Annotated in this window: 24 protein-coding genes; 15 read left to right on the forward strand and 9 right to left on the reverse strand. The window is 73.4% G+C overall.

Going from position 1 to position 21,840, the window contains the following annotated elements:
• Positions 1-31: 31 nt before the first annotated feature.
• Positions 32-610 (reverse strand): hemerythrin domain-containing protein, encoded by a 579-nt coding sequence (locus IE096_RS00645; RefSeq protein ID WP_229819833.1) that lies wholly within the window; start codon positions 608-610, stop codon positions 32-34.
• Between the two features lie 225 nt (positions 611-835).
• Between IE096_RS00645 and qcrB the strand changes: the two genes are divergently transcribed.
• Positions 836-2,470, forward strand: coding sequence for a cytochrome bc1 complex cytochrome b subunit (qcrB, locus tag IE096_RS00650; RefSeq protein ID WP_189449438.1), 1,635 nt, complete (start codon positions 836-838; stop codon positions 2,468-2,470).
• A gap of 56 nt (positions 2,471-2,526) precedes the next feature.
• On the opposite strand, the gene ctaF is transcribed toward qcrB, so the two are convergent.
• Both ctaF and ctaD read right to left on the reverse strand, forming a co-directional pair.
• Positions 2,527-2,916 (reverse strand): aa3-type cytochrome oxidase subunit IV, encoded by a 390-nt coding sequence (ctaF, locus tag IE096_RS00655; protein ID WP_189447296.1) that lies wholly within the window; start codon positions 2,914-2,916, stop codon positions 2,527-2,529.
• Positions 2,913-4,628 (reverse strand): aa3-type cytochrome oxidase subunit I, encoded by a 1,716-nt coding sequence (gene ctaD, locus IE096_RS00660; protein ID WP_189447298.1) that lies wholly within the window; start codon positions 4,626-4,628, stop codon positions 2,913-2,915. Before ctaD ends, ctaF begins: the two co-directional genes overlap by 4 nt.
• 181 nt (positions 4,629-4,809) lie before the next feature.
• Between ctaD and IE096_RS00665 the strand changes: the two genes are divergently transcribed.
• The 3 genes from IE096_RS00665 (at position 4,810) to IE096_RS00675 (ending at position 5,624) form a co-directional block, all read left to right on the forward strand.
• Positions 4,810-4,974 carry a CsbD family protein gene (locus IE096_RS00665; RefSeq protein WP_189447300.1) on the forward strand — a complete coding sequence of 55 codons (165 nt, stop codon included), beginning with the start codon at positions 4,810-4,812 and terminating at the stop codon, positions 4,972-4,974.
• Positions 4,975-5,154: 180 nt separating this feature from the next.
• Positions 5,155-5,310, forward strand: a complete 156-nt coding sequence (locus IE096_RS00670; protein WP_189447302.1) for a DUF6131 family protein — start codon at positions 5,155-5,157, stop codon at positions 5,308-5,310.
• 89 nt (positions 5,311-5,399) lie between these two features.
• Positions 5,400-5,624, forward strand: a complete 225-nt coding sequence (locus IE096_RS00675; protein ID WP_126917302.1) for a DUF6458 family protein — start codon at positions 5,400-5,402, stop codon at positions 5,622-5,624.
• A 3-nt stretch (positions 5,625-5,627) separates the two neighbouring features.
• On the opposite strand, the gene IE096_RS00680 is transcribed toward IE096_RS00675, so the two are convergent.
• The 3 genes from IE096_RS00680 to IE096_RS00690 are packed head-to-tail and all read right to left on the reverse strand — an operon-like array spanning position 5,628 to position 7,074.
• The gene (locus tag IE096_RS00680) at positions 5,628-6,170 is read right to left on the reverse strand and encodes a type 1 glutamine amidotransferase domain-containing protein (RefSeq protein WP_189447303.1); all 543 of its coding nucleotides are present in this window, start codon (positions 6,168-6,170) and stop codon (positions 5,628-5,630) included.
• A gap of 34 nt (positions 6,171-6,204) precedes the next feature.
• Positions 6,205-6,729, reverse strand: coding sequence for a DUF6328 family protein (locus IE096_RS00685; protein WP_189447305.1), 525 nt, complete (start codon positions 6,727-6,729; stop codon positions 6,205-6,207).
• Positions 6,730-6,747: 18 nt separating this feature from the next.
• Positions 6,748-7,074, reverse strand: a complete 327-nt coding sequence (locus IE096_RS00690; RefSeq protein ID WP_189447307.1) for a plasmid stabilization protein — start codon at positions 7,072-7,074, stop codon at positions 6,748-6,750.
• Between the two features lie 127 nt (positions 7,075-7,201).
• Here IE096_RS00690 and IE096_RS00695 point away from each other — a divergent pair, with 127 nt between their 5' ends.
• Positions 7,202-7,861 carry a UdgX family uracil-DNA binding protein gene (locus IE096_RS00695; protein ID WP_189447309.1) on the forward strand — a complete coding sequence of 220 codons (660 nt, stop codon included), beginning with the start codon at positions 7,202-7,204 and terminating at the stop codon, positions 7,859-7,861.
• Between the two features lie 36 nt (positions 7,862-7,897).
• Here IE096_RS00695 and IE096_RS00700 read toward each other — a convergent pair whose 3' ends face one another.
• Both IE096_RS00700 and IE096_RS00705 read right to left on the reverse strand, forming a co-directional pair.
• Complete coding sequence (locus IE096_RS00700) at positions 7,898-8,863, reverse strand: TIGR03557 family F420-dependent LLM class oxidoreductase (protein WP_189447311.1); 966 nt, start codon at positions 8,861-8,863, stop codon at positions 7,898-7,900.
• Between the two features lie 60 nt (positions 8,864-8,923).
• Positions 8,924-9,637, reverse strand: coding sequence for an HAD family hydrolase (locus IE096_RS00705; RefSeq protein ID WP_229819834.1), 714 nt, complete (start codon positions 9,635-9,637; stop codon positions 8,924-8,926).
• 194 nt (positions 9,638-9,831) lie between these two features.
• On the opposite strand from IE096_RS00705, the gene IE096_RS00710 reads away from it, so the two are divergent.
• Positions 9,832-10,536, forward strand: a complete 705-nt coding sequence (locus IE096_RS00710; protein ID WP_189447313.1) for a diguanylate cyclase — start codon at positions 9,832-9,834, stop codon at positions 10,534-10,536.
• Positions 10,537-10,590: 54 nt separating this feature from the next.
• The gene (locus IE096_RS00715) at positions 10,591-12,090 is read left to right on the forward strand and encodes an aminotransferase class I/II-fold pyridoxal phosphate-dependent enzyme (RefSeq protein WP_189447314.1); all 1,500 of its coding nucleotides are present in this window, start codon (positions 10,591-10,593) and stop codon (positions 12,088-12,090) included.
• On the opposite strand, the gene IE096_RS00720 is transcribed toward IE096_RS00715, so the two are convergent.
• Positions 12,075-13,403 (reverse strand): UDP-glucose dehydrogenase family protein, encoded by a 1,329-nt coding sequence (locus IE096_RS00720; RefSeq protein WP_189447316.1) that lies wholly within the window; start codon positions 13,401-13,403, stop codon positions 12,075-12,077. The two genes, IE096_RS00715 and IE096_RS00720, sit on opposite strands and share 16 nt — an antisense overlap.
• Positions 13,404-13,709: 306 nt before the next feature.
• Between IE096_RS00720 and IE096_RS00725 the strand changes: the two genes are divergently transcribed.
• The 8 genes from IE096_RS00725 to IE096_RS00760 all read left to right on the forward strand — a co-directional run bounded on the left by IE096_RS00725 (position 13,710) and on the right by IE096_RS00760 (position 21,834).
• Positions 13,710-14,669 (forward strand): NAD-dependent epimerase/dehydratase family protein, encoded by a 960-nt coding sequence (locus IE096_RS00725; protein ID WP_189447317.1) that lies wholly within the window; start codon positions 13,710-13,712, stop codon positions 14,667-14,669.
• 73 nt (positions 14,670-14,742) lie between these two features.
• On the forward strand, positions 14,743-16,395 hold the full coding sequence (locus tag IE096_RS00730) for a carbamoyltransferase family protein (RefSeq protein ID WP_189447320.1): 1,653 nt from the start codon (positions 14,743-14,745) through the stop codon (positions 16,393-16,395).
• Complete coding sequence (locus IE096_RS00735) at positions 16,392-17,447, forward strand: glycosyltransferase family 2 protein (protein WP_189447322.1); 1,056 nt, start codon at positions 16,392-16,394, stop codon at positions 17,445-17,447. The genes IE096_RS00730 and IE096_RS00735 overlap by 4 nt, the downstream gene beginning before the upstream one ends.
• Positions 17,444-18,007 carry a D-glycero-alpha-D-manno-heptose-1,7-bisphosphate 7-phosphatase gene (locus tag IE096_RS00740; protein ID WP_189447324.1) on the forward strand — a complete coding sequence of 188 codons (564 nt, stop codon included), beginning with the start codon at positions 17,444-17,446 and terminating at the stop codon, positions 18,005-18,007. Before IE096_RS00735 ends, IE096_RS00740 begins: the two co-directional genes overlap by 4 nt.
• A complete protein-coding gene (locus tag IE096_RS00745) occupies positions 18,004-19,068 on the forward strand; it encodes a glycosyltransferase family 9 protein (RefSeq protein WP_189447326.1) in 1,065 nt (354 codons plus the stop codon). The genes IE096_RS00740 and IE096_RS00745 overlap by 4 nt, the downstream gene beginning before the upstream one ends.
• Positions 19,065-20,027 carry a glycosyltransferase gene (locus IE096_RS00750; RefSeq protein ID WP_189447328.1) on the forward strand — a complete coding sequence of 321 codons (963 nt, stop codon included), beginning with the start codon at positions 19,065-19,067 and terminating at the stop codon, positions 20,025-20,027. The genes IE096_RS00745 and IE096_RS00750 overlap by 4 nt, the downstream gene beginning before the upstream one ends.
• Positions 20,024-21,244: a glycosyltransferase gene (locus IE096_RS00755; RefSeq protein ID WP_189447330.1), complete on the forward strand. Its 1,221-nt coding sequence runs from the start codon at positions 20,024-20,026 to the stop codon at positions 21,242-21,244. The genes IE096_RS00750 and IE096_RS00755 overlap by 4 nt, the downstream gene beginning before the upstream one ends.
• Positions 21,241-21,834 (forward strand): D-sedoheptulose-7-phosphate isomerase, encoded by a 594-nt coding sequence (locus IE096_RS00760; protein WP_189447332.1) that lies wholly within the window; start codon positions 21,241-21,243, stop codon positions 21,832-21,834. The genes IE096_RS00755 and IE096_RS00760 overlap by 4 nt, the downstream gene beginning before the upstream one ends.
• Positions 21,835-21,840 lie beyond the last annotated feature (6 nt).

Below are 21,840 nucleotides of genomic sequence, written 5' to 3' on the forward strand. Positions count from 1 at the left end.
GCCGGTGAGCCCCGGCGGGCCGGCGGACGGTTCACCCGGAGGCCCGCCGGCCCCGGCCGGTGAGGAAGTCCCGGACCCGGTCGAGCAGCCCCGTGCCGGGCACCAGCGGTCTGACGGCCGGCTCGGCCCGCGGGGCGGGCGGCCGGGGCCGGGTCGGGGCCGTGGCCCTCCCGGCGCGGACCTTCTCGCCCAGCTCCCGCAGCACCTCGGCCTGGCAGACGGCCTGCACCCGGGGGAAGAGCCGCTGCTCCTCCTCCAGCACGTGCGCGGTCACCCGGTCCACCAGCGTCAGGAGCAGGAGGTCGAACTCCTCCTCGGCGGGCTCGCGTCGCGCCAGCTCCGCAAGGACGCGCTCGATGTCGGCGTGTTCGGCGAGTTCCCGCTCCTCCCACTCCGCTCCCCCGGGCAGGTGCTCGCGGACGGCGGGGTACAGGTGCTGCTTCTCCAGGGCCCCGTGGCGCACCAGCTCGATGGTGGCCCGTTCGGTCAGTTCCTTGCGCTCCGTGCTGCCCGGGGCGGCGGCGCGGACGCGCTCGAAGAGACGCTGCACCTTCAGGTGGTCGGCGGTGAGTTCGCCGATGAGGTCCGCTTCGGCGGGGTCCCTGGGCACCGTGCTCCTTCCGGCGGGCGGTGGCTGCCTCGTGTGCCCCACTCCTTCCCCTCACCGGGCGGATCCGCGCGGCGGTTGGGCCGATCGGCAGCACCCGTTGGGAGGAACGCCCGGCCCGTCGGGCCGGGGCTCTCCGGCACACGGCCGGGACCGTGCCGTGATCTATCTGTCGACATCTGTCCACCGGCGGTGGGACCGGTCCGGAGGGAGCGTGGTGAACGCATGCTGCTGCTGCGGAAGCAGAGGGCGATGCTCAGGGCCCGGGCGCGGCAGGCCGCCTTCACCGGGTACGTCGGGCTCGACCGCCGCGCCCCGGTCTCCGAGGCCGTCCGGGCCCTGTTCCGGAAGGCGTTTCCGGACCACTGGTCGTTCCTGCTGGGGGAGATCGCGCTCTACAGCCTCATGGTGCTGATCCTCACGGGCACCTATCTGACGCTGTTCTTCGACCCGGACATGGCCGAGAGGGCGTACCAGGGCTCGTACGGGCCGCTGCGCGGGCTGCTCGTCACCGGCGCCTACGCCTCGACGCTCGACCTCAGCTTCGAGGTGCGCGGCGGGCTGCTGATCCGGCAGATGCACCACTGGGCGGCCCTGGTCTTCGTGGCGGCCCTGGGGGTGCACATGCTGCGGGTCTTCTTCACCGGGGCGTTCCGCCGGCCGCGTGAGCTCAACTGGATGATCGGCGTGACGCTGTTCATGCTGGGGCTGCTGGAGGGCTTCTGCGGCTACTCACTGCCGGACGACCTGCTGTCGGGCACGGGGTTGCGGACGGCCAATACGATCGTGATGTCGATCCCGGTGGTCGGCACCTACCTGAGTTTCTTCGTGTGGGGCGGCCCGTTCCCGGGGCACGTGGTGGTGCGCCGCATGTACATCGCGCATGTGCTGCTCGTGCCGGGCCTGATGATCGCGCTGGTCACGGCGCACCTGCTGCTGGTCGTCTATCTGAAGCACACCCACTGGGCGGAGCGCGGGCGGACGAACCGCAACGCGGTCGGCATGCCGATGTTCCCGCAGTTCGCCACCAGGTCGGTGGGGCTGAACCTGGCGGTCTTCGGTGTGCTCGCGCTGCTCGGCGGCATCGCCCAGGTCAACCCCGTCTGGGTGTACGGGCCGTACCGGGCGGACCAGGTGTCGACGGGCGCCCAGCCGGACTGGTACGTGGGGTTCCTGGAGGGCGCCCTGCGGCTCATGCCGCCGTGGGAGAACATGGTGGGCGGTCACACGTTGATGTGGAACGTCCTTCTGCCCGCGGTGGTGCTGCCCGGGGTGCTCTTCCTGGTGCTCTATCTCTACCCCTTCTTCGAGAGGTGGGTCACCGGGGACCTCATGGAGCACCATCTGTGCGACCGGCCCCGGGACCGGCCCGTGCGCACCGCCCTGGGTGTGGCGGCCGTGGTGTTCTACGCGGTGCTGCTGGCGGCCGCGGGCAATGACGTCACGGCGATGGTCTTCCGGGTGTCCCTGGAGACGCTGACCTGGATCTACCGGGTGGCGGTGGTCGCCGGGCCGCCGCTCGCCTTCCTCGTCACCAAGCGGGTCTGCCTGGCGCTGCAGGCCCACGACCGCAAGCTGCTGCGGGAGGGTGAGGAGACGGGGGCGGTCAGCCAGTCGCCGGAGGGGCGGATGCGCGAGGGGAGCCGGCCGTTGGCGTCCGCATACCACTACCGGCTGCTGGTGCGCGACGTCCCGGCGCCCCTGTCCCGCCCGGCGGTGGGGTCGCCGCGCCGGTACCGGCTCCGGGCGGCGCTCAGCTCCTGGTACTACCGGGACCGGGTGGAGATGCCTGCCACCACCGAGCAGCGGCTCCAGGTCTCGGGCCGGACGCTGGGGCCGCTGCCCGGGGCGGAGGAGGAGTAGGCGCCGGGGCGCCCGGGTCGGTCGTCCGCGTCAGTCGTCCGCGTCAGTCGTCCGCGTCAGTCGTCCGCGTTCAGGAACTGGAAGACCATGCCGAGGATTCCCGCGACGGTGACGGCGGCTCCCATGATGAACAGCCACAGCCCGTAGACGATGCCGAGCACCAGCAGGGCCGCGCCCAGGGCGGTGAGGGGCGGGTAGCCGCTGTGCGGCGGGAAGAAGTCCAGCGCGCCGGCGCGCTCGTGGATCCGCCCGTCACCGCGGTCCTCCGGTCTGCCGCCCCTGCGGCGGTGGTTCACGGCGCAGAAGAAGGCGATGACGGATGCCATGAGGAAGCAGACGGTCAGCGCCGCGCTGCCGGCCGGTTCCCGCGAGAACCACATGTAGACCGCGTCGGTGAGGAGGAAGAAGACCGCGACACCGGCGAAGAGACAGGCCTCGGTCTTCATTCGCTGTGTTCTCCCAGCGTGTCGGGGGTCGGCTCAACCGTGCCGGAACCGGCCGGCAGGGCGCGGACCTCCGGGTGGTGGAGGTCGAAGGCGGGCGAGTCGGAGCGGATCCGTGGGATCGCCTCGAAGTTGTGGCGGGGCGGGGGGCAGCCGGTGGCCCACTCCAGCGAGCGCCCGTACCCCCAGGGGTCGTCGGCCTCGACCTTCTCGCCGTACCGCGCCGTCCTCCAGACGTTGTACAGGAACGGCAGGGTGGACAGGCCGAGCAGGAACGCGCCGATGGAGGAGAGGGTGTTCAGGACGGTGAATCCGTCGGCCGCCAGATAGTCGGCGTAGCGGCGGGGCATGCCCATCTCGCCGAGCCAGTGCTGGACAAGAAAGGTCGTCTGGAATCCGGTGAACAGCGTCCAGAAGTGCACCTTGCCGATGCGCTCGTCCAGCATTTTGCCGGTGAGTTTGGGCCACCAGAAGTAGAAGCCGCCGAACATGGCGAAGACGATGGTGCCGAAGAGGACGTAATGGAGATGGGCGACGATGAAATAACTGTCGGTCAGATGGAAGTCCAGGGGCGGGGAGGCGATGACGATTCCGCTGAGCCCGCCCAGCAGGAAGGTGACCATGAATCCGATCGCCCACAGCATGGGCGTCTCGAAGGAGACGCTGCCCCGCCACATGGTGCCGATCCAGTTGAAGAATTTCACCCCGGTCGGGACTGCGATGAGAAAGGACATGAGTGAGAAGAACGGCAGCAGTACCGCGCCGGTGGCGAACATGTGGTGGGCCCAGACCGTGGCCGAGAGCATGGTGATGGCGATGGTCGCGCCGACCATTCCGGTGTAGCCGAAGACGGGTTTGCGGCTGAATACCGGAATGATCTCGGTCACCACCCCGAAGAACGGCAGGGCGACGATATAGACCTCGGGATGGCCGAAGAACCAGAAGAGGTGCTGCCAGAGCAGGGCCCCGCCGTTCGCGGCGTCGAACACGTGCGCGCCGAATTTCCGGTCCGCCTCCAGCGCGAACAGGGCCGCCGTCAGCACGGGGAAGGCGGGCAGCACCAGAACCGCCGTGAGCAGGACGTTCCAGGTGAACAGCGGCATCCGGAACATGGTCATCCCGGGGGCCCGGAGGCACAGGATCGTGGCGATGAAATTGACCGAGCCCAGCGTCGTACTCACTCCCGTCAGCACCAGGCCCATGGCCCACAGGTCGCCGCCCGCGCCCGGCGAGTAGACGCCGCTGTTCAGCGGGGCGTAGGCGAACCAGCCGAAGGACGCCGCCCCGCCGGGCACGACGAGCCCGGAGACGACCATCAGCCCGCCGAAGAGGAACAGCCAGTACGTCAGGGCGTTCAGGCGGGGGAAGGCGACGTCGGGAGCGCCGATCTGGAGCGGCATGACGGCGTTGGCGAACCCCGTGAACGTGGGGGTCGCGAAGAGCAGCATCATGATCGTGCCGTGGATGGTGAACAGCTGGTTGTACTGGGTGGTGCTGAAGAGCTGGAGTCCCGGCCGGGCGAGCTCCACCCGCATCAGCATCGCCAGCAGCCCTCCCAGCAGGAAGAACCCGAAGGAGGTCACCAGGTACATGTTCCCGATCGTCTTGTGATCGGTCGTGGTGAGGTATTCCCTGATCCGCCCGCCCAGGCCGCCGCCCGGGTCGAAGGACCCTTCCGACGGCTCCAGGACGCGATCGATCTCCAGCTGCGGCATCGCCTCTCCGTTCCCTGCGGCCGTGACCGGTAAACGGGGCATTCAGCCGTCGGGCACGGGCGTATCCCCCGTTCGCCCCACGCCGGATCGAATCAGTGCTCGCACCGGACCCCGGTTGCGGGCGCGGAAAGCAAGGAGTGAGCTGGAGGCACAGGCAATTCCGTCCTCTGGAGTGGCGATCATGGGTAAGGCGAAGGGCAAGGCCAAGCAGGTCAAGGGCGCCCTGAAGGAAACCACCGGGCGCGTCACGGGCGACCCGAAGCAGGAGATCCGGGGGCATGTCGAGAAGCTGGAGGGAAAGGCTCAGGAGACGGCCGCCAGGATAAAGAAGTCCGGCAAGCAGTGAATGCGGGAGCGCCGCCCCCCGGCGGCGCTCCCTGACCTTCCCGGCGCACCGTCCCGGAGATATCATGAAACTTGAGGCACCTGTCGGCCTCTAGGTCGGCTCGGGCAAAAAGAATGGCTGCCCCTTGTGCAGCCGCCCTCCCAGCCTGGGGTACAGGCGAGTAGAACTCAGGAGATCGTCGTGATCATCCTAGGTGTCATCCTTCTCATCGTCGGATTCGTGCTGGGTCTCCATATCCTGTGGACGATCGGCATCATCCTGCTGGTCATAGGCCTGATTCTGTGGGTCCTGGGGGCGGCGGGTCACGCTGTCGGCGGCCGGCGCCACTATTGGTAGGAGGCCGCGGTCGTACGCACAGGCCCGATGGTTGACTCTCCCGGCCGGGGGTACGCGCTCCTGAGCCGAACCGATGGAGGTAATCAACCATGGGCATGGGATGGTGCATCGGCCTCATCGCTGTGGGCGCGATCCTCAGCTTCGCCGTGGACTGGCACGTACAGGGCATGAACATCACTCTTGTCGGCCTGATCCTGATGGCGGTCGGCTTCCTCGGCACCGCCGCGTATGTGAGCGTGTTCAAACGCCGGCATACCCAGCCGCCGCCTCCGGCCGCCCCGGTCATCGAGGAGGACCACCGCTTCACCCGCTGAGGTTCACCCGCCGAGCTTCCGGAGTTCTTCGGTCAGCGCGGCGCCGAACGCCTTGAGGTCCTTGGGTTTACGGCTGGTGATCAGGGTGTTGGGGCCCTCACCGCAGACCACGACTTCTTCGTCGACCCAGTTCCCGCCCGCGTTGCGGATGTCGGTGCGCAGACTGGGCCAGGAAGTGAGGGTGCGACCGTCGACGACGCCGGCCTCGACCAGCGTCCACGGGGCGTGGCAGATCGCGGCGACGGGCTTCCCGGCGGTGAAGAACGCCTGGACGAAGGCGACGGCGCGTTCGTCCAGGCGCAGCGCGTCGGGGTTGGCGACTCCGCCCGGCAGCACCAGCAGGGCGTAGTCGTCGGGCCGGGCCCGGTCCAGGTCGGTGTCGACGGCGAAGGTATCCGCCTTGTCCAGGTGGTGGAACGCCTGGACGCGCCCGGGTTTGGTGGAGACCAGCTCGGGGGTGCCTCCGGCGTCGCGTACGGTCTGCCAGGGGTCGGTGAGTTCGATCTGCTCGACACCTTCCGGTGCCATGAGGAACGCGATGCGCATCTCGGGTGACGCTCCTTTCCCGCCGGTCCGGCGGTCATTTCCTGCGTTCGTACCGGTGCAGCGCCCAGCCCGGGAGCCCGAACCAGCAGAGCATCAGCCAGGCGACCACGCCGCCGACCACCCAGGGAACCGCCGCGTTGTGGAGGGCGATCCGCAGGATCAGCAGCAGCGCCGAGGTGACGGTGGCCAGCAGCAGGACCACGCCGGCCATGGTCAGCCGCGCGGCCCAGGTCACGGTCTGCGCCTTGAGCCGGTGCCCGCTGACGATCCGGTGGAAGGCCACCGGCCCCACCAGGGCGCCGGTCGTGGCCGCCCCCAGCACCACGGTGACGACGTAGATGGCACGGTCGGTGTCGCCCAGGGTGGCGAAGCGGGGGGTGAAGGCGACGGTGAGCAGGAATCCGAAGAGGATCTGGACACCTGTCTGGGTGACGCGTACTTCCTGGAGCAGTTCGGTCCAGCGGCGGTCCGCCCGTTGGGCCGGGGACTCGTGACGGCCGTCCCGCCTGGGCCCCTCGGCTTCCGGTGGTTCCGTTCCGGCTGCTCCGTTCGCGGGCATGCGGCCCCCCGTGCCCGGTCAGCTCCGGCCCAGGGCCCGCTTCAGCTCGTCCTTGTTCATGTTCGAGCGCCCCTCGATGTTCTTCTGCTTGGCCTCGTTGTAGAGCTGTTCCTTGGTCGGGCCCTGGGCGCCGGAGTGCGAGCGTTTCCCGCCGCGTTTCGAGGACGACATGTCCTGTAGCGAGGACCGGCTGGCCGTCTTCGACTCCCCCGAGCGGGCCCGCTCCTTGTTGACGGTGCGCGCCGCGATCTCCTCCGCCCGTTTCCTGCTCTCCCCCCGGTCCAGCGCGCTGTCCTTGATGTGCTCGTACTGCCGCTCACGCTTGGAGCTGGAACCCCTGGGCATCGCTGACTCCTCTCGCTCATTCACGCACATGCCCACCGTGGCACTCGCGACACCACGGCGCAGGGCGAGAGCCGCCGATCGGACGGCGCGGGGGGCGACACTGTGACCGACCGCAGGGAGGATCGACATGTCACGAGGACCCGAGGGCTACGACGCGGGGCCCTATGTGCCCGAAGGAGCCGGCCTGCGTGCTTTGAGGGACGCGGCGGCGGGTTGTCAGGGCTGTCCGCTGTACCGGGAGGCGACCCAGACGGTCTTCGGCGCCGGTGACACCTCGGCGCGCATGCTCCTGGTGGGCGAGCAGCCGGGCGACCAGGAGGACCGGCAGGGCCGGCCGTTCGTCGGCCCCGCCGGTGGTGTGCTGGACCGGGCCCTCGGGGAGGCGGGCATCGACCCCGGGGGGACCTATGTCACCAACGCCGTCAAGCACTTCAAGTTCGAGCCGGCGCAGCGCGGCAAGCGCCGTATCCACAAGGCGCCGGATCTGAAGGAGATCAGGGCGTGCAGGCCGTGGCTGGCGGAGGAGCTGCGCCTGGTCGCTCCCGAGGTGGTCGTGGCGCTGGGCGCGACGGCGGGGAAGGCGCTGTTCGGGTCGTCGTTCAGGGTGGGGAAGCAGCGTGGCCTGGCGCTGCCCCTGCCGGCGCTCGACGGCTCCGGGGAGGGCGAGGGGACGCTGGTGGCCACCATCCACCCGTCCGCGGTGCTGCGGGCGGACGACGAGGAGCGGGCCGCGATGTACGCGGGGCTGGTGGCGGATCTGAAGGTCGCGGCCCGGCTGCTGGGCTGACGCGGGGCGTCCGCGGCCCCCGGAGTTCGCGCGGGTTCAGAGTTCGCGCAGGGCCGGGAGGAGTTCGGCGGCCGCCCAGCGGAGGTACTCCTCCTGGTGGCCGCCGCCGATCTGGACGAGGGCGATCTCGGTGAAGCCGGCCTCGGCGTAGGGGCGGACGGCCTCGACGAAGTCCCGCACGTCCGAGCCGCACGGGATGGCGTCCGCCACGTCGTCCTCGGTGACGAACCGCGACGCGGAGGCGAAGGCGAGGTCGTGGGGGAGCTCGGCGTTCACCGGCCAGCCCAGCCCGAACCAGCGGAACTGGTCGTGGGCGCGGGCGACGGCCGCGTCGCGGTCCCGGTCGTAGCAGACGGGCAGCTGGCCGACGCGGGGTTTGCCGGCGCCGCCGTGGCTGTCGAAGGAGTCGAGGAGTTCCTTGCGCGGCTCGGTGGCGATGACCAGGTCGGCGAGGTGGCCGGCGATGCGGCAGGAGTCCTCGCCGGAGACGGCGATGCCGATGGGCGGGACGGGGTCGGGCAGGTCCCACAGCTTCGCGTGGGCGACGTCGTAGTGGACGCCGTGGTGGGTGAGCGTCCGGCCCTCGAACAGGGCCCGGATGATCGTCACCGCCTCCGCCAGCTTCTCCTGCCGGACGTCGACCGAGGGCCAGCCCTCGCCGACCACGTGCTCGTTGAGGTTCTCCCCGGAGCCGAGCCCCAGCCGGAAGCGCCCCTGGGAGAGGGCCTGGACGGTGGCCGCCTGCTGGGCGACCACGACGGGGTGGTAGCGGGTGGTGGGGCAGGTCACGAAGGTCATCAGCGGAATGCGGGAGGTGGCCTGCGCGGCGGCCCCCAGGACGGCCCACGCGTTGGGGCTGTGTCCCTGGGAGGCGAGCCAGGGGAAGTAGTGGTCCGAGATCACCGAGAAGTCGAAACCCGCCTCCTCGGCGCCCACGAGATGGGCGACGAGATCCCTCGGCCCTGCCTGTTCCGTCATCATCGTGTAGCCGATTCGCACCATGGGTTCCGGTTTCCCGGCATCGGTGGGCGGAAACCGGAACCCACACGTACGGCTGTCGGTTCAGGCCCGTTCCATCCGGCCGAACGGGCTGTCGTCCAGGTCCGCCAGGAGCGCGGCGGGGTCGCGGTAGACGGCGATCGCCCCCGCCTCCTCCAGCTCGGCCCGGCCGATCCCCCCGGACAGCAGCGCCACACAGCCCACGTCGGCCCGGCGCGCCGCCTCGACGTCCCAGACGGTGTCCCCGACGAACAGCGCCCGCTCCGGGGGCGTCTCCGCGTCCTTGAGGGCCTGGCGCACCGGGTCCGGGGCGGGCTTGCTCGCGTCCACGTCATCGGCGCTCGTGGCGTCGAGGATCGCGTCGTCGGCGCCGATCGCGCGCCGCAGCGCCTCGAGTTCGGAGCCCTGCGCGGACGTGGCCAGGACGATCCGCCAGTCCCGGTCGGCGAGGGCGCGCAGCAGGTCGGCCGCTCCGTCGAGCACGGGGAGGCGGTCGAAGTAGGTGGCGTACAGGGACTTGTGCGCCGCGCTGAGGGCGTCGTCGCCGTCGTGGTCGCGGTCCTCGCCGAGCAGCCGGTCCAGGAGCCGGCCCGAGCCCATGCCGACGGTGTGGTGGATGTCCGTCATGGCCACGCGGTGGCCCTGCTGGTGGAAGGCCTCCCACCAGCAGACGGCGTGGAGGTAGTTGGTGTCCACGAGCGTGCCGTCCACGTCGAAGACCGCCGCCCGGGGGTGCGGGGACCGTGCGGCGGTGGTCATGTCGTCGTACGCGGTCATGGTTACCGCCTCGGAGGTCGCGGGTAGGCGATCGGGGGTGCGGGGGCGGCCGGTACCGTCCCCACAGGTCAGGCTGGCACCTGCCCCGGGCCGGTGCCCGCCATGCCTGCTCCGTTCGGACGGTCCGTCCCGGTTGCGGACGCCGGCCGGGCGGCGTGGGGTGGAGATTCCCGGCTGGAGTGGAGGGCCTTGCGGTGAGGGCGATCGTACGACGGCGGCTGCGGCGGTTCCTGGGGGCGGGGGTGCCCGGGGCGGAGCGTTTCGTGAACCGGGAGGCCCGGCGCCACGCGGGGGTGGACGACGCCACGCGACGGATCCTGGTCGGCTTCGTGGTGCCGCTGTGGATCGGCGCGGGCCTGGCCGACTGGTGGCTGCACCGGCGTTCCGGCATCGAGCGCACCGCCGGCACCCGTGAGTCCGTCATCCACGCGGTCATGCTCACCGAGGCCGGGTTCCCGGTGGTGCTCGGGCTGTTCTGCCAGGTCGACGCGGGCGTGCTGGCGTGGGCCCTGCTCGGGCTGTGCGCCCATCAGGCCACGGCCTTCTGGGACGTGGCGTACGCGGAGGAGCGGCGCCGGGTCACGACGACCGAGCAGCACGTGCACAGTCTGCTGGAGACCGTGCCGCTCATGGCCGTCCTCTCCCTGACCGCCCTCCACTGGGACCAGGCCCTGGCGCTCTTCGGGCGGGGACCCGCGCGTCCGGACTTCCGCCTGCGGCCCAAGGCCCGGCCGCTGTCCGGCCGCGCCCGGGCGGGCGTCCTCGCGTCCGTCGCGCTGTGCGTCGCCGTCCCGTACGCCGAGGAACTGTGGCGCTGCGCCAGGGTGGACCCGTCGCTCGCGAGCCGGCCCCGGCCCCCGCTGCCCGCCACGCCGACGCTCCGGATCGGGAACGCGTAGGAGAATCCGCCGCGCGGACGTCTGTCCGTCGCCGACCGGGGAAGGCGGCCCCTCATGGACCATACGTGCGCACCCGTGCTGGAAGCTCTCGCCGCGTACGGCGCTCAGGGACAGACCCCGTTCACGCCTCCGGGCCACAAGCAGGCGAGAGGAACCGACCAGCGGGTCCTGGCCGTCCTGGGCGAGGCGGTGTTCACCGGGGACGTCCTGGCCATCAGCGGCCTCGACGACCGGACGCGTTCGCACGGCGTGCTGGCCCGGGCCGAGGCCCTGATGGCGGACGCGGTCGGCGCCGACCACACGTTCTTCTCCACCTGTGGCAGCTCCCTGTCGGTCAAGGCCGCCATGCTCGCGGTCGCCGGACCCCACGAGGAGCTGCTGATCGGCCGGGACGCCCACAAGTCGGTGGTCGCCGGGCTGATCCTGTCGGGAGTGCGCCCCATATGGGTGGAGCCGCGCTGGGACGGCGGCCTCCACCTGGCGCATCCGCCGTCCGCCCGGGCCTTCGCGGACGCCTTCGGGCGGCACCCCGACGCCAAGGGGGCCCTGGTCACCAGCCCCACCCCGTACGGCACCTGTGCCGGCCTGGAGGCGATCGCGGAGGTCTGCCACCGCCACGACAGGCCCCTGATCGTGGACGAGGCGTGGGGCGCGCACCTGCCGTTCCACCCGGACCTGCCGGCCTGGGCCATGGACGCGGGAGCGGACGTGTGCGTCACCTCCGCGCACAAGATGGGGTCCGGCCTGGAGCAGAGCTCCGTCTTCCACCTCCGGGGCGAGCGGGTCGACGCGAGGAGGCTCAGCGCCTGCGCGGACCTGCTCGGCACCACGAGCCCTTCCGTGCTCGTCCACGCCGCCCTGGACGGATGGCGTCGCCAGATGGTCCTGGACGGCCGGAAGCTCTACGACCGCGCCCTCGCCCTCGCCGAGGACGTGCGGTGCCGTATCGAGGAGCTGCCGGGCCTCCACGTCCACGGCCGCGCCGACTTCTGCGACCCCGGGCACGCGGCGGACCTGGACCCGCTCCAGCTCGTCGTCGACCTCTCCGCGCTGGGGACCACCGGATACCGCGCCGCCGACCGGCTCCGCGAACGGCACCGGGTGAACCTCCACGTGTGCGATCACCGGCGGATCAGCGCCCAGCTGACCCACGCCGACGACGAGGGGACCGCGGACACCCTGCTCGGCGCCCTGCGCGACCTGGTGCGGAACGCGGCCGGGCTGCGCCCCGCCCGGCCCGTGGAGGTGCCGGATCCGCCCCGGCTGCGGCTGGAGCAGGTGGTGCTCCCCCGGGACGCCTTCTTCGGCGACACCGAGCAGGTGCCGTGGGACGAGGCGCCGGGCCGGATCGCCGCCGAGACGCTCACCCCGTACCCGCCCGGCATCCCCGTCGCGCTGCCGGGCGAGCGGCTCGACGGGGAGGTGCTGCGGTATCTGCGGACGGGGGTGGAGGCGAGCATGGTCGTGCCCGACGCCGCCGACACGACCGTGCGGAGCGTGCGGGTGATCGCCGCCCCGGGGCCCGGCGGGGGACGGGGTCAGCGCCCTTCGTGAGCGGGGCGGCCGAGTTGCCGGACCGTCCAGCCCGCCGCGCGCCAGGTGCCGGCGTCGAGGAGGTTGCGGAGGTCGACGAGGACCGGCCTGGCGACGAGGGTGGCGAGGTGGTCGGCGGCGGCGTGGCGGAAGTGCGGCCATTCGGTGGCCAGGACGACGAGTTCGGCCCCGGTGACGGACGCCTCCAGGTCCGTCTCGTAGGTGAGATAGGGGTGGTGGGTCAGCGCGGTGGGCACCGCGAGGGGGTCGTGGACGGTGACGGCGGCGCCCCGCCGGTGCATGAGCGTGGCGATCGCGAGGGCGGGGGATTCGCGGATGTCGTCCGTGCCGGCCTTGAAGGCCGCGCCCCACACCGTGACCTTCGCGCCGGTGACGGCGCGGCCCAGGGTCTCCTCGACGAGGCGGAGGGCGGCGGCGGGCCGTGAGTCGTTGACCCGCTCGGCCGCGCCGAGGAGGGCGGCGGCCTCGGGGGCGTCGAGGGCTTCGGCGGCGGCGGTGAAGGCCCGGATGTCCTTGGGCAGGCAGCCGCCGCCGTAGCCGGGCCCGGCGTTCAGGCCGCCGCGGCCGATGCGCGGGTCGAGGCCGAGGGCCTCGGCGAGCTGCTGGACGTCGGCTCCGGCCGCGGCGCACATGTCGGCCACCCCGTTGATGAAGGAGATCTTCATGCCGAGGTAGGCGTTGGCGGCGATCTTGATCAGCTCGGCCGTGGCGTGGTCGGTGACGTACAGCGGGATCCCCCGGCGCAGCAGGGGGCCGTAGAGCTCGCGGACGACGTCCTCGGCGTGCCGGGAGGGCACTCCGGCGACGATGCGGTCGGGTGCGAGGGTGTCCTCCACGGCGTGTCCCTCGCGGAGGAACTCGGGGTTCCAGACGACCTCGACGCCCTCCCCCGCCGGTGCCCGGCGGGCCAGCAGCCCGGCCAGCTCCCGGGTGGTGCCGACCGCCACGGTGGACTTGCCGATGACGACGCAGGGCCTGGTCAGGTGTGGTGCCAGCGCTTCGGCGGCGCCGAGGACCTGGGTGGTGTCGTAGCCGCGTCCGGTGGCGTCGAGGGGGGTGCCGACGGTGAGGAAGTGGACGTCCGCGAAGGCGGCCGCCCCGGCGAAGCCGGTGCTGAAGCGCAGCCGCCCGGTCCCGGTGTGCCGGGCCAGCAGGTCGGCCAACCCACCCTCGTGAATGGGGCATTGACCTCGCGTCAGGCGGTCGACCTTCGGCCGGTCGAGGTCGACGCCGATGACCTCGTGGCCGATCTCGGCCATCGCGACGGCGTGCGGGATGCCCAGATGGCCGCAGCCGATGACGGAAACACGCATGGAGCCGCTCCCTTCCTCGTCGCTCCTCCAGGCTCGCCCCGCTCCCCCGGACCGGCAATCGCGTCCCGAGTGGAGTGGTCCGGGGTGCTGTGCGAAGCTGTCATGAGTCGCTACTCGCTGCACAGACCGGGCATCCGTGATCGGGCCCGTGAGCAGCCCCCCGAAAAGCAACGGACCCCGGGCCGCCGTCTTTCGCGCCAGGAGCGCGAGCGGCCGGAATCGATCCCGCGTTGCCGACGGTCCCCCCTCGTTTCCCCGGCCCCACGCCGGACTTGTCGGCCGCGCACTGTGCGAAGGAGGGCCGTCATGGGCGGAGAGTGGAACCGCGCGGTGGTCACCGGCGGAGCCGGTTTCATCGGGTCCCACATCTGTGAACGGCTGCTGGCCGGCGGGACGGAAGTGCACTGCGTCGACAACCTGTCGACCGGATCCCACGAGAACATCGGGCATTTGACGGGCAGCGCGGGCTTCCGCTTCGTCGAGGCGGACGTCACCGACCCGGCGGCCCTCGACTCCATACCCGGGCCGGTCGACCTGGTCCTCGACCTGGCCTGCCCGGCGTCCCCCCGCGACTACCTCCGGTTGCCCATCGAGACCCTGGAGGCCGGCAGCGTCGGCACCCACACGGCTCTGGAACGGGCCCTGCGGGACCACGCCCGCTTCCTGCTCGCCTCCACCTCCGAGGTGTACGGCGACCCCCTGGAGCACCCCCAGCGCGAGCGGTACTGGGGCAACGTCAACCCCGTCGGCCCGCGCAGCGTCTACGACGAGTCCAAGCGCTACGCGGAGGCGCTGGTCAGCGCGTACCGGCGCACGTACGACGCGGACACCGCCATCGTCCGCATCTTCAACACCTACGGCCCGAGGATGCGGGCCGACGACGGGCGCGCCGTGCCCACGTTCATCCGGCAGGCCCTCGCGGGGGAAGCGGTGACGGTCGCCGGGGACGGCAGCCAGACCCGTTGCCTCACCTACGTCGACGACACGGTCGACGGCATTCTCGCCCTCGCCGCCAGCGGCTACCCGGGTCCGGTCAACATCGGCGGGTCCGACGAGGAGCCGGTCCTCGAACTGGCCGAGCGGATCATCGGCCTGACCGGTTCGGCGTCCACCGTCCGCTTCGTCGACCGCCCGGTGGACGACCCCGGGAAGCGCCGCCCCGACACCACGACGGCCGAGCGGCTGCTGAGCTGGCGGCCGCGGGTGAGCCGCGAGGAAGGGCTCAAGCGGACCGTCGAGTGGTTCGCCCGGCCCCTCGCCCCCTGACCGGGCCCTCGCCCCCCCCGAGAAGCCGTTCCCTCAAGCGGCCGCCCCCTGTCGTTCGAAGACGGAGCACGCCATGCGCATCCTCGGAATCAACGCACTCTTCCACGACCCCGCGGCCGCCCTCGTCGTCGACGGGCGGATCGTCGCCGCCGCCGAGGAGGAGCGGTTCTCCCGGCGGAAGCACGGCAAGCGACCGGTGCCGTTCGCGGCCTGGGAGCAGCCGGTGAAGTCGGCGGCGTGGTGCCTGGAGCGCGCCGGACTGCGCCCGGCCGACCTCGACGCGGTCGCCTACTCCTACGACCCCTCGCTGGCCCGCCCGGCGGACGCCATGGGGCTCGACGACCCCTGGGACGGGCTGCGGCAGACGTACGCCCGGGAGGCACCCCGGTTCCTGGCGGACGCGCTGCCGGGCCTGGCGGCGGAGCGGGTCCGCTTCGTCCCCCACCACGTCGCCCACGCCGCCTCCGCCGCGCTCGCCGGACCGCACCGCGACAGCGCCGTCCTCGTCCTGGACGGGCGCGGCGAGTGCGCCTCGCATCTGGCGGGGGTGTACCGGGGCGGGGAGCTGGAGGTGCTGGCCGCGCAGGACCTGCCGTCCTCGCTGGGGCTGGTCTACGAGGAGCTGACGGAGCATCTGGGCTTCCTGCGCAGCAGCGACGAGTACAAGGTGATGGCGCTGGCGGCCTTCGGGAAGCCGCGGTTCCTGCCGGAGCTGCGCACTCACATCCACGCGACGGGGGACGGGGGTTTCCTGGCCCGCGCGGTGCCGTGGGAGGCGCTCACCGAGCCGCGCGCGCCGGGGCGGGAGTGGACACAGGACCACGCCGACCTGGCCGCGAGCACCCAGGCGTGCCTGGAGGAGGTCCTCCTGGACCTGGCACGCTGGCTGCACGGCCGGACCGGTGCCGAGACGCTGGCCCTGGCGGGCGGGGTGGCCCTGAACTGCGTGGCCAACACACGGCTCGCCGTGGAGGGCCCCTTCCGCCGGGTGTGGGTGCAGCCGGCGGCCGGTGACGCGGGGACCGCGCTGGGCGGCGCGCTGCAACTGGAGGCGGACGGCGGCGTGCTGCCCACCCCCATGGAAGGGGCGGACCTGGGCCGGGAGTGGTCGGACGACGAGCTGAGGGGCTGGCTGGAGCGGGCGCGCGTGCCGTACGAACGGCCCCCCGACATCGCCGAGGCGGTGGCCCGGGAGCTGGCGCGGGACGGCATCGTGGCCTGGTTCCAGGGGCGCTCCGAGTACGGGCCGCGTGCCCTCGGACACCGGTCGCTGCTCGCCCACCCCGGGCACGTGGCGAACCTGGAACGGCTCAACCACGTCAAGGGGCGCGAGGAGTTCCGCCCGGTGGCCCCGATGGTCGCGGCGGACCGGGCCGCCGAGATCTTCGAAGGGCCGCTGCCCAGCCCGTACATGCTCTTCGTCCACCGGGTGACGCGGCCGTGGCGGGACCGGATCCCGGCGGTCGTCCACGTCGACGGCACCGCGCGGATCCAGACGGTCGACCCGGCGCGGGAGCCGCTGGTGGCCCGGATGCTGGCCGCGTTCGAACGGCGGACGGGCCTGCCCGTGGTCGTCAACACCAGCCTCAACACGGCGGGCCGGCCGATGGTCGACGATCCCCGTGACGCGCTGGAGTGCTTCGGCTCGGCACCGGTGGACCTGCTGGCGCTCGGCCCGTACGCCGTGCGCCGGACCCTGCTCTGCGGCACGCCGGAGGAGCCGTGAGCACCCCGCCGGCCTACGCGGTCGTCGTTCCCACGCTCGGGCGTCCCTGCCTGGAGCATTGTCTGGCCGCGCTGGCCGGATCCGTGGGCCCCGCCCCCCGCGAGGTCGTCGTCGTGGACGACCGGCCGGGACCCGGGGACGGGCATCCGCCGTTGCCGCTGGACGCGCTCGGCGAGCTGCGCGGCGTCGCCAGGGCGGCCCGCAGCGGGGGCAGGGGTCCCGCCGCCGCCCGCAACACGGGCTGGCTGACGGTGACCACGCCCTGGGTGGTGTTCCTCGACGACGACGTGCGGGTGACCCCCACCTGGCGCGCCGACCTGGCCCGCGACCTGGCCCGGGCGGAGCCGTGGACGGGCGGGGTGCAGGGCGTGCTCGACGTGCCCCTGCCGGCCGACCGGCGGCCCACGGACTGGGAACGCGGCACCGCCGGGCTGGCCCGGGCCCGTTGGGCGACGGCCGACATGGCCTACCGCACCTCCGTGCTCGACGCCGTGGGCGGCTTCGACGAGCGGTTCCCCCGGGCCTTCCGCGAGGACGCCGACCTGGCCCTGCGGGTCATGGCCGTCGGGTGGCGGCTGGAGCGGGGGACGCGCGTCACCCGGCACCCCGTGCGCCCGTCCGGCCTCCTGGTCTCGCTGCGGCAGCAGGCCGGCAACGCGGACGACGCCCTGATGGTGCGCCTCCACGGGCGCGACTGGTGGGGGCGGGCGGAGGCGCCGCGCGGGCGGCTGCGACGGCACGCGCTGATCACCGCCGCCGGGGCCGGGGCGGCGGCCCTGGCGCTCGCCCGTCGCCCGGCCCTCGGCGCCGCGGCCGCGCTCGGCTGGGCGGCGGGGACCGCCGAGTTCGCGTGGGCGCGGATCGCTCCGGGCCCCCGGACGCCGAGGGAGGTCACGGCCATGGTGGCCACGAGCGTCGCCATTCCGCCGCTCGCCGTCTGGCACCGGCTGCGCGGCACCCTCCGGCACCGCGGCCGGCGGCCGCTGCCCGGCCGGTTCCCTCCCCCGGTGCCCCCGGAACCGGTGGCGGCACGCGTGAGGCCCCCGGCATGAGCGGCCGCACCCTGCCCGCCGCCGTGCTGTTCGACCGGGACGGCACGCTGATCGAGGACGTCCCCTACAACGGCGACCCGGCCCGGGTCGTACCGCTGCCGGGCGCCCACGAGGCCCTCGCGCTGCTGCGGCGACGGGGCGTGCGCACCGGTGTGGTCACCAACCAGTCGGGCATCGGCCGGGGCCTGCTGACAGCACGTCAAGTGGCGGTGGTCAACGCCCGGGTGGAGCGGCTGCTCGGACCGTTCGACGTGTGGCGGGTCTGCCCCCACCACCCGGACGACGGCTGCCCCTGCCGCAAGCCGGCGCCGGGGCTGGTCCTGTCGGCCGCCCGGGCGCTGGGCGTGGCCCCGGAGCGGTGCGTGGTGATCGGTGACATCGGCGGCGACATGGAGGCCGCAGCGGCCGCCGGGGCGACGGGTGTGCTCGTGCCGACGCCGCTCACCCGGCCCGAGGAGGTCGCCCGCGCGCTCCGCCCGGCGCCCGATCTGCCGGCGGCGGCGCGCCTGGCCCTGGGCGCGGCCGCCCTGTCGGTGACAAAGGGTGGTGGCCCGCGGTGAAGGCCATGGTGGCGCGGCTGGACAGCTTCGGCGACGTGCTCCTCGCCGGGCCCGCGATCCGTGCCGTCGCCGCCCGCGCCGACCGCGTCACGCTGCTGTGCGGCCCGCTCGGCGCCCCGGCGGCGCGGATGCTGCCGGGGGTGGACGAGGTGATCGAGTGGGACGCGCCCTGGGTGGGTTTCGAGCCGCCGCCGGTGGACGCGGCCGACGTGGCGCGGTTCGTGGGGCGCGTCGCGCAGGACCCGCCGGACGTGGCGCTCGTCCTGACGTCGTACCACCAGAGCCCGTTGCCGCTGGCGTTGCTGCTGCGCATGGCCGGGGTACACCGGCTGGCGGCGGACTGCGAGGACTACCCGGGCGCGCTGCTGGACCTGCGGCACCGCCGGCTGCCGCACCGGCACGAGGCGCAGGCCGCGCTCGACCTCGCCTCGGCGGCGGGCTTCCCGCTGCCGGAGGGCGACGACGGGCGGCTCGCGGTCCGCCGGACGCCGCCGGGGAACCGCCCGGCCGGCGCGGACGGTTACGTGGTCGTCCACCCCGGCGCCGCGGTACCGGCCCGTCGCTGGGGGCGGGAACGGCTCGCGACGACCGTGCGGCTGCTGGCGCGGGCGGGCTACCGGACCGTGGTCACCGGCGGCCCCGGCGAACGGGAGCTGACGGCCTCCGTCGCCCACGGGTCCGCCCTCGACCTGGGGGGCCGCACCACGCCCGCCGAACTCGCCGAGGTGCTCGCCCGGGCTGCCGTGGTGGTCGCCGGCAACACGGGGCCCGCCCATCTGGCGGCCGCCGTGGGCACTCCGGTGGTGTCCCTGTTCGCCCCGGTGGTGCCGGCCGAGCGGTGGGCGCCCTTCGGCGTGCCGCACGTCCTCCTCGGCGACCAGCGGGCCCCGTGCGCCGGCAGCCGGGCCCGGGTGTGCCCCGTCGCCGGGCATCCGTGCCTGAACGGGGTGTCCCCCGAGGACGTGCTGGCCGCCGTGGAGAAGCTCACCGGGCGCGCGCCCGGCCTGGAGCCCGGCCCGGGCGGGGCGGAGCCGGCCGACCGGATGGAGTGGTCACCGTGAGGATCCTGTTGTGGCACGTGCACGGCTCGTGGACGACGGCGTTCGTCCAGGGCCCGCACACCTACCTGGTGCCCGTCACCCCGGACCGGGGGCCCGACGGGCGGGGGCGCGCCGTCACCTTCGACTGGCCCGCCTCCGTCGTCGAGGTGCCCGTGGACCGGCTGCGGGAGACCGACGTCGACCTGCTGGTCCTCCAGCGACCGCGCGAGCTCGAGCTCGTCCGGCGCCTCCTCGGCCGGCGTCCGGGACGGGACGTGCCCACCGTCTACCTGGAGCACAACGCCCCCGGCGGGCCCGTGCCCGACACCCGGCATCCCGTCGCCGACCGGCCCGGGCTGACGATCGTCCACGTCACCCACTTCAACCGGCTGCTGTGGGACTGCGGCACGACGCCCACGACGGTGATCGAGCACGGCATCGTGGATCCCGGACCGCTGTGGACGGGCGAGCTGCCACGGGTCGCCGTCGTGGTCAACGAGCCGTTGCGGCGGGGCCGTACGACCGGCACCGATCTGCTCGGCCACTTCTCCGAGGCGGCCCCGCTGGACGTCTTCGGGATGCGCACCGAGCACGTCGCGGAGCGCCTCGGCCTGCCGCGCGAGCGGTGCCGGGGGAAGGACCTGCCGCAGGCCGCGCTGCACCGGGCGATGGCCGAGCGCCGCGCGTACCTCCATCCGGTGCGCTGGACGTCCCTGGGCCTCTCGCTCCTGGAGGCCATGCACCTCGGCATGCCGGTGGTGGCGCTGGCCACCACCGAGGTCGCCGAAGCCGTCCCGGCGGGCGCCGGGGTCGTCTCCAACCGGCTGGACGTCCTGCGCGACGCCCTCCGCCGTTTCGTCGCCGACCGCGAGGCGGCCCGGGAGACCGGCCGGGCGGCCCGCGCCGCGGCGCTCGCCCGCTACGGCCTGCCCCGGTTCCTGGACGACTGGGACCGACTGCTCAAGGAGGTGACCCGATGAAGATCGCCATGGTGTCGGAACACGCGAGCCCGCTCGCCGCCCTCGGCGGCCCGGACGCGGGAGGGCAGAACGTCTACGTCGCCCGGCTGGCGGGCCGGCTCGCCGAGCGGGGGCACGACGTGACCGTCTACACCCGCCGGGACGACGACGCCCTGCCCGGCCGCGTCCCCCTCCCGTCGGGCGCCGTGGTCGAGCACGTGCGGGCCGGTCCCGCGCGCGCGGTTCCCAAGGACGAGCTGTACGCGCACATGCCGTGCTTCGGCGCCCGGCTGGCCGACACGTGGGAGGCGGAACCGCCCGAGGTGGTGCACGCCCACTTCTGGATGTCCGGCCTCGCCGCGCTGCTGGCCACCACCCACCTCACCGTGCCGGTCGTGCAGACCTACCACGCGCTGGGCACCGTCAAGCGGCGCCACCAGGGCGCCGCCGACACCAGCCCAGCCGGACGGCCGGACGTGGAGCGGCGGATCGGCATGTCCTGCGCCAGGGTCCTGGCCACCTGCTCGGACGAGGTGCGGGAACTGCGGGCCATGGGCATCCCCGGGCACCGCTGCTCCGTCGTGCCGTGCGGCGTGGACACCGAGCACTTCACCGCCCGCGGCGAGACGGCCGCCGCCCCCGGCCGGCGGCACCGGCACCGGCTCCTCGCGATCGGCCGGCTCGTCGCCCGCAAGGGTGTCGACCTCGCGGTGCGCGCGCTGGCGGACGTGCCCGACGCGGAACTCCTGGTGGCGGGAGGACCACCCGCCGACGGCCTCCCGAAGGACCCGGAGGCGGCACGGCTGACGGACCTCGCCCGGCGGCTGGACGTCGCCGACCGGCTGGTCCTCCTCGGCTGCGTGCCGCACGAGGACATGCCCGCCCTCATCCGCAGCGCCGACGTGGTGCTGTGCACCCCGGTCTACGAGCCGTTCGGGATCGTGCCGCTGGAGGCCATGGCCTGCGGCGTGCCGGTGATCGCCACGAACGTCGGCGGGCACCGCGACACGGTGGCGCACGGCGAGACGGGACTGCTGGTCGAACCGGACCGCCCGGCGGAACTCGCCGGGGCGGTGCGGAGCCTCCTCGCCTCGCCGCGGCGGCTGGCGTCCTTCGGCGCGGCCGGCCGGGCGCGCACGCTCGGCAGATTCACCTGGGACCACGTGGCGGACGGCGTGGAGAGCGTCTACGACCGGGTCGCCGCCCCGCTGTCCCTTCCCTCCGGAGGTGCCCGATGACCGCCACCCGCACGAGCAGGCCCGTCGCCGCGCACGGCGACCACTGCGGACGTCTCCTCACCGCCCTGGAACGGTTCCGCGCCGAGCAGGCGGCCACCGCCGAGCGCTGGGGGGCACGGCTGGCCACGACGCTGGCCGCCGGCGGCAGGCTGCTCGCGGCGGGCAACGGCGGCAGCGCCGCCCAGGCCCAGCACCTCACGGCGGAGCTCGTGGGCCGCTACCGCACCGACCGGGGGCCCTTCTCCGCCATCGCCCTCCACGCGGACACCTCCAGCTGCACCGCCATCGTCAACGACTACGGCCCGGACGAGTTGTTCGCGCGCCAGGTACGGGCACATGCCCGCCCCGGCGACGTGCTGATCCTGATGTCCACGAGCGGCGCCAGCCCCAACCTGCTGTCCGCCGCGCGGGCCGGGCACGAATCGGCCGCCCACGTATGGGCGTTGACCGGGCCCGCCCCCAACCCGCTGGCCGAGGCCGGCGACGAGACGCTGTGCGTGGAGGCGGGCTCCACCGCGACCGTCCAGGAACTCCACCTGGTGGCGGTGCACCTGATGTGCGGCGCCTTCGACACCGAACTGGGCGTCTGAGAACGA

Source organism: Streptomyces abikoensis (genome assembly GCF_014648775.1).
GTDB lineage: Bacteria > Actinomycetota > Actinomycetes > Streptomycetales > Streptomycetaceae > Streptomyces > Streptomyces abikoensis.